The following is a 5,475-nucleotide window of genomic DNA, read 5'->3' as shown; positions in this document are numbered from 1 at the left end:
GGGGTACAGGCTAGCGATCGACGGCCGCCGCGGGAGTGGCGGAGAACTCCCCCGCGCGGGTGACGCCCGTCGCGTCCGGGCTCCGTAGGCTCGCGGGATGTTCTCAGGACTCGTCGGCTGGCATCTCGCGATCGTCCTCCTCGTGCTCTCGCCCGTGCTCGTGCTCGCGATCGCCGTTCCCGTGTCGTTCGCGCAGGGGCGTGCGCGCAGGGAGGCCGGACTGGTCACGGATCCCGTCGTGGAGCCGCTGGCGATCGCCGGATTCGTCCTCGCGTTCCTCGTGGGTCCGGCCGCGGTCGTCTGCGGCGTGCTCGCGCGGTCGCGGATCCGCCGCTCCGGTCGCGCGGGCTGGGGGTTCGCCGTCTACGCGGTGATCGTGGGCTGGCTGCTAACGGCGATCCAGGTCGTCGCCCTCATCGGGACGATCGCCTCGATGACGCGGTAGCGGCGCCCGGACGACGCGGTAGCGGCGCCCGGACCGGGCCTCGACGTGCGCGAGACGCTCCGGCGGGGGACCATGAGGACATGCACGATCCTCTCGCCGACGCCGAACGCTTCGACGCGGTCGCCGCCGCGGTCGCCGACCCGGTCCGCCGCTACCTGTGGCGACGCGCCGACGCCGCCACGGCCGACGCCGTCCTCGGGCTGACGCTCGGAGTGCTCCGCGAGCGGCGGATCGGCCCGCCCGACCCCGTGGCGAAGTCGCTCGCCGTCGCCCGCGCGCTCCTGCGCAGCTCCCTGCGGGCCCAGCGCCGGCAGTCCCTCCTGGCCCAGCGCCTCGCCCTGGTCGAGCCGCCGCAGCTGCAGTCCGACGAGGAGTCGCGCGTGGTCCACGAGCGCGTGCGCCTGGTCCTCTCGCGCGTCGCGGAGTCGGACGCGGAGCCCCTGCGGCTCTGGGCCTGGGACGGGCTGGACCCGCACGCGATCGGCATCGTGCTCGGCATGCCCGAGGAGGAGGCGTCGATCCAGCTGGCGAGGGGTCGTGCGCGGATGGCGGACGCCCTGCGGCAGCCCGGCGCACCGGAGGTCGGCGCCGAGCTGCGCGGACTGCTGCGCTCGATCGATCCGGCCGCGGCCCTCCCCCCGCTCTCGGGAGCCGATCTCTCGACGGTCCTCTCGGGCGCCGACCGCGACGACGCGGCGCCCCGACGACGCTCGCCCTGGCTCATCGCGGGGGTCGGCGCGCTCGCCGTCGCGGCGATCGCGTCCCTCCTCCTGCCCCTCGCGTTCGCCCTCGCGACGTCCTCGGCGCGCCTGGCGAGCACGAGCAACGGCTGCCCGACGGATCCGGCCGCCGCGCTCGGCGAGGCGCAGGTCGCGTTCCGCGCGGAGGTCCGCTCGATCGACGAGGGAACGGTGACGCTGCGCGTGATCGAGCGGTACCGGGGCGACATCGGCGACAGCGTCACCGTCAGCACGCCGCGCGGCGCTCCTTCAGCGTGGGAGACGGGGATCGACTACCTGGTCGCGGCCGACGCCGAGTCGCTCCTGGGCTGCGGACTCACCGGTCCGAGCTCGCCCGAGCTGACCGAGCTGTACCGCGACGCGTTCGAGGGCGCCGGGGTCTGAGGGGTCTGCGGTTGCAGAGGCCCGGGTCCGAACCGCACAACTGAGGCCGGGACGGCCGAACGCGGTGAAAAGGCCGCGAATCGGCCCGCTCAGCCTGACTTGTGAGGACGCATCCCGGCCGACCCGGGCATCCGACTCTCGGAAGGGAGTCTTGTCGAAGGGCGACGGGTGGTGACAGTATCGATTTTCGATACGAACCGCACGAGCAACGATACGCCACCCCCTCTGGAGGACCTGATGCCCCGCCCTCTCCTCGTCGCGCTCCGCGGCATGCTCGCCGTGCTGCTGCTCGGCTGCGTCCTCGTGCAGGCGGCGGTCGGCCCCTTCGCCCTGAACGCGCTCGACGGTGGGCCGACCGACGGCGTGCTGGTCGCCGTGATCGTCGCCGGCGTGCTCTGCATCGAGGTGGTCCTGGTGTCGGTCTGGCGGCTGGTGTCGCTGGTGCGCGACGACGCGCTCTTCTCGGGCGACCACCGCTCCGATCTCTGGGTCGACCTCGCGATCGGCGCGTTCCTCTTCGGAGCGGTGCTGGCCCTCGGAGGAGCGGTCGCGGTGCTCGCGGTGGTGCCGGCTCCGATCCCGGCGCTCGCCTTCGGACTCGTCGCCGTGTCGAGCGCGACGCTCGCCCTGCTCGTCATGGTGATGCGGCGGCTCCTGCACCTCGCCGTCGAGCAGCGCAGCGAGCTGGCGGAGGTGGTCTGATGGCGATCGTGCTGCACCTGGACGTCGAGCTCGCGAAGCGGAAGATGTCGGTCACCGACCTGGCGTCGGCCATCGGCATCACGACCGCGAACGTGTCGATCCTGAAGAACGGGCGGGCGAAGGCGATCCGCTTCTCGACGCTCGAGGCGATCTGCTCGGTGCTGGGCTGCCAGCCGGGCGACATCCTGACGTTCGTCCCGGAGGAACTCTCCGTTCCCGAGGCCGCGCGGTGACCCGGAGCGAGCGGCGCGCGGTCGCGATCCTGCTCGGGGCGGTCGGCGCCGCCCTGCTCGTGGGCTGGGCCCTCGTGACGAGCGGAGTGCTCGCAGCGCTTCTCGACCGCGGTTGAACGCAGCGACGGGCCTGATGGGCCGAGATCGAAACCGGTCGGAAACGGATCCGCAACACGCGGCCCGAAGACTGGGGAGGTTCCAAGCCTCTTCCCACTCGATCCGAAGGTCTCCGCTTGTCTCACTCCTCCTTCCGGAGGGTCGCCCGACTCTCCGCCGCCGCCGCACTCTGCTCGGGCCTCGCGCTCGGCGCGGCGATCACCGCCCCCGCCGCCGTCGGCGCGACGGCCCCCGCCACCGCGCCCGCCGTCGTCGTCGACCTCAGCATCACCGACGCCCTCGCCCTCCTCGAGTCCGGAGCGACGACGTCGGTCGCCCTGACTCAGCAGTACCTCGACCGCATCGCCGCCTACGACGACCCCTACGGCGACCAGCCCGGCCTCGCCGCCGTGATCCTCGCCAACCCCGACGCCCTCGACACGGCCGCCGCCCTCGATGCCGAGCGCGCGGCGGGCGAGGTCCGCGGACCGCTGCACGGCATCCCGATCCTGGTGAAGGACAACTACGCCACGTTCGACATGCCGACGACGGCCGGCAGCGCCTCGCTGCACACCTACCAGACGAAGCTCGACTCCACCGCGGTGCAGCGCTTGCGCGACGCGGGCGCGATCATCCTGGCGAAGACGAACATGGCCGAGTTCGCGTGGCACGGCACCTACACGCTCAGCTCCGAGCGCGGCCGCACGAACAACCCCTACAACCAGGCCAACAGCGCCAGCGGCTCGAGCGGAGGAACGGGCGCGGCCGTCGCGGCCGGCTACGCCCCCGCAGGCCTCGGCACCGACACCTGCGGCTCGATCGTGGGCCCGAGCGCGCACCAGAGCCTCGTCGGCTACCGCCCCACGATGGGTCTGACCAGCGTCACGGGCATCGTCCCGCTGTCGCCCCGCCAGGACGTCTCGGGGCCGATGACGACGACGGTGACCGATGCGGCGCTGCTGATGGAGGTGCTGGCCGGGTTCGATCCGACCGACCCGCTCACCGTCATCGCCGACGAGCAGGACAGCTCGGCCTACGTCGAGGGACTCAGCGACACCGCCCTCGAGGGCAAGCGCATCGGCTACGTGCGCTGGGACTACGAGGAGGATCCGGCCCGCCCCGGTCTCGCCGAGACCACCGCGCTGATCGACCAGGCCGTCCTCGACCTGCGTGCGCAGGGCGCCGAGATCGTCGAGGTCCCGACGTTCACCCGCGAGTTCGTCTCGGGCACGCTCGTGAGCGGCGGCTACCTCGACATGCGGCCGAGCATCGACTCGTTCTTCGCCACCACCGAGGCGACCTGGCCCGAGGGCCTCGCCGCGCTCACCGAGCCGGCGGAGGCGCTGACCTTCTCGGACGTCATCGCGGACGGGAAGACCTCCCTGCTGCCTGACGACGTGGCGTTCTTCGAGAGCAACGCGGATCTCCCGAATCCCGCCTACGACGCGGCGATCGCCGCACAGGACGCGGGCAAGGCGGCGATGGACCGGTTCTTCCTCGACAACGACCTCGACGCCCTGGCGATGCCGACCAGCGCCACCTCGGCGACACCCGAGTGGGCGGGCACGACGTTCTGCGACGTCGGCGCCAACACCGGGGTGCCGACCGTCTCGCTGCCGGCCGGCTTCACCTCGACCGGTGCGGCCGCGGGCCTCGAACTGGCCGCTCCGCGCAGCCAGGACGCCGAGCTGCTGGCGATGTCGTACGACTACGAGCAGGCGACGATGCACCGCGTGGCACCGGCGTCGACGCCGGAGCTGGTGGCGACGGAGCCGACTCCGGAACCGACCGCGACCCCGGAGCCGACCGTCGCACCGACAGTCGCACCGACCGCCGAGCCGACAGCGGAGCCCACGACGGCTCCGACCGCGAGCGCGGCTCCCGTCGCGCCCGTGCCGTCCTCCACTCCGAAGCCCGGCACCGCGAAGCCCGCTGCGGCCCTCGCGCACACCGGAGCGGAGGGGACGACCGGTCTCGCCGCCCTCGCCTTCGCCCTCGTGGCGGGAGGAGGAGCGGCCCTCGCCCTGACGAGGCGCCGCCGCCCGAGCGAGCAGTAGGACGGCGCGCGCAGAAGTACCGCGCGCGCAGCAGTACGGGAGCGGGGTCGACGCGAGTCGGCCCCGCTTCTGCGTGCACCCCGGCCGAGCAGGGGTCCGACCGCTGACCGCCGAGGGATCCCGCTCGCAGCCGACGTTCTCCTGCGGCTACGCGGCCACGGTGCTCTCGGCCGGCCGCACGACGACCCGCGGGGCCCAGCCCAGCAGGATCGCGGCGCCCGCGAGCGACAGCTGGCCGACGTACGGCAGCAGGGCCGAGATCACCGAGCCGTCGCCGCCCGAGATCCCGAACGTGTCGGCGATCGACATGCCGATGCCGAAGCCGGTGAAGAAGCGGAAGAAGATCGCGCCACCGATCAGCGAGAGCAGCACGATCGCGAGGCGTCGCGGAGTGAGTGCGCCGCCCGCGCGGTGCACGGCGAGCGCCGCCACGAGCAGGGCGGGCACGGCCCAGAAGGCCGCCCAGATCGCGGTCATCACGAGCGTGGGCTGGAGGGAGAAGCCGTCGCGCTCGGCCATCAGCGCGTAGATCGTCACGAGGTCGGTGCCGGGCACCTTGGCGAGCGGGTTCCAGACGAGCAGGTCGATCGCGCCGAGCACGACGACGGCGAGCAGGAGCGCCGCTCCCCCGAGGGCGACCGGGACCCGCTGCCGCCGCGTCGCGACGCGGCGGCAGCGGGTCCCGGTCGCCCTCGGGGGAGCGGCGCTCCTGCTCGCCGTCGTCGTGCTCGGCGCGATCGACCTGCTCGTCTGGAACCCGCTCGCCAAGGTGCCCGGCACCGACCTCGTGACGATCTACGCGCTGATGGCCGAGCGCG

General features: G+C 73.2%; 6 protein-coding genes and 1 pseudogene. 6 read left to right on the top strand and 1 reads right to left on the bottom strand.

Annotated features, from left to right (window positions below; all coding sequences use genetic code 11):
• The first annotated feature begins 97 nt into the window (after window positions 1-97).
• The 5 genes from NB037_RS18460 (at window position 98) to NB037_RS18440 (ending at window position 4,657) form a co-directional block, all read left to right on the top strand.
• The gene (locus NB037_RS18460; protein ID WP_251948388.1) at window positions 98-445 is read left to right on the top strand and encodes a DUF4190 domain-containing protein; all 348 of its coding nucleotides are present in this window, start codon (window positions 98-100) and stop codon (window positions 443-445) included.
• 80 nt (window positions 446-525) lie between these two features.
• Window positions 526-1,569 (top strand): RNA polymerase sigma factor, encoded by a 1,044-nt coding sequence (locus NB037_RS18455; RefSeq protein WP_251948386.1) that lies wholly within the window; start codon window positions 526-528, stop codon window positions 1,567-1,569.
• A gap of 237 nt (window positions 1,570-1,806) precedes the next feature.
• The gene (locus tag NB037_RS18450; RefSeq protein WP_251948384.1) at window positions 1,807-2,271 is read left to right on the top strand and encodes a DUF2975 domain-containing protein; all 465 of its coding nucleotides are present in this window, start codon (window positions 1,807-1,809) and stop codon (window positions 2,269-2,271) included.
• A complete protein-coding gene (locus tag NB037_RS18445) occupies window positions 2,271-2,504 on the top strand; it encodes a helix-turn-helix domain-containing protein (RefSeq protein WP_251948382.1) in 234 nt (77 codons plus the stop codon). The genes NB037_RS18450 and NB037_RS18445 overlap by 1 nt, the downstream gene beginning before the upstream one ends.
• A 233-nt stretch (window positions 2,505-2,737) precedes the next feature.
• Window positions 2,738-4,657 (top strand): amidase family protein, encoded by a 1,920-nt coding sequence (locus NB037_RS18440; RefSeq protein ID WP_251948380.1) that lies wholly within the window; start codon window positions 2,738-2,740, stop codon window positions 4,655-4,657.
• 147 nt (window positions 4,658-4,804) lie between these two features.
• Here NB037_RS18440 and NB037_RS18435 read toward each other — a convergent pair whose 3' ends face one another.
• Complete coding sequence (locus NB037_RS18435; protein WP_251948378.1) at window positions 4,805-5,212, bottom strand: hypothetical protein; 408 nt, start codon at window positions 5,210-5,212, stop codon at window positions 4,805-4,807.
• Between NB037_RS18435 and NB037_RS18430 the strand changes: the two are divergent.
• A pseudogene (locus NB037_RS18430) lies at window positions 5,202-5,475 on the top strand (hypothetical protein); the annotation flags it as partial. The gene NB037_RS18435 and the pseudogene NB037_RS18430 sit on opposite strands and share 11 nt — an antisense overlap.

Origin of the sequence: Rathayibacter rubneri (genome assembly GCF_023743255.1) — a bacterium.
In the GTDB taxonomy this organism is placed as follows: domain Bacteria; phylum Actinomycetota; class Actinomycetes; order Actinomycetales; family Microbacteriaceae; genus Rathayibacter; species Rathayibacter rubneri.
This window is presented reverse-complemented; position numbering and strand designations above follow the sequence as displayed.

Coding starts and splice junctions, on each gene's coding strand:
- NB037_RS18455 (WP_251948386.1), top strand. CDS start 526: ATGCACGATCCTCTCGCCGACGCCGAACGCTTCGACGCGGTCGCCGCC.
- NB037_RS18445 (WP_251948382.1), top strand. CDS start 2,271: ATGGCGATCGTGCTGCACCTGGACGTCGAGCTCGCGAAGCGGAAGATG.
- NB037_RS18450 (WP_251948384.1), top strand. CDS start 1,807: ATGCCCCGCCCTCTCCTCGTCGCGCTCCGCGGCATGCTCGCCGTGCTG.
- NB037_RS18460 (WP_251948388.1), top strand. CDS start 98: ATGTTCTCAGGACTCGTCGGCTGGCATCTCGCGATCGTCCTCCTCGTG.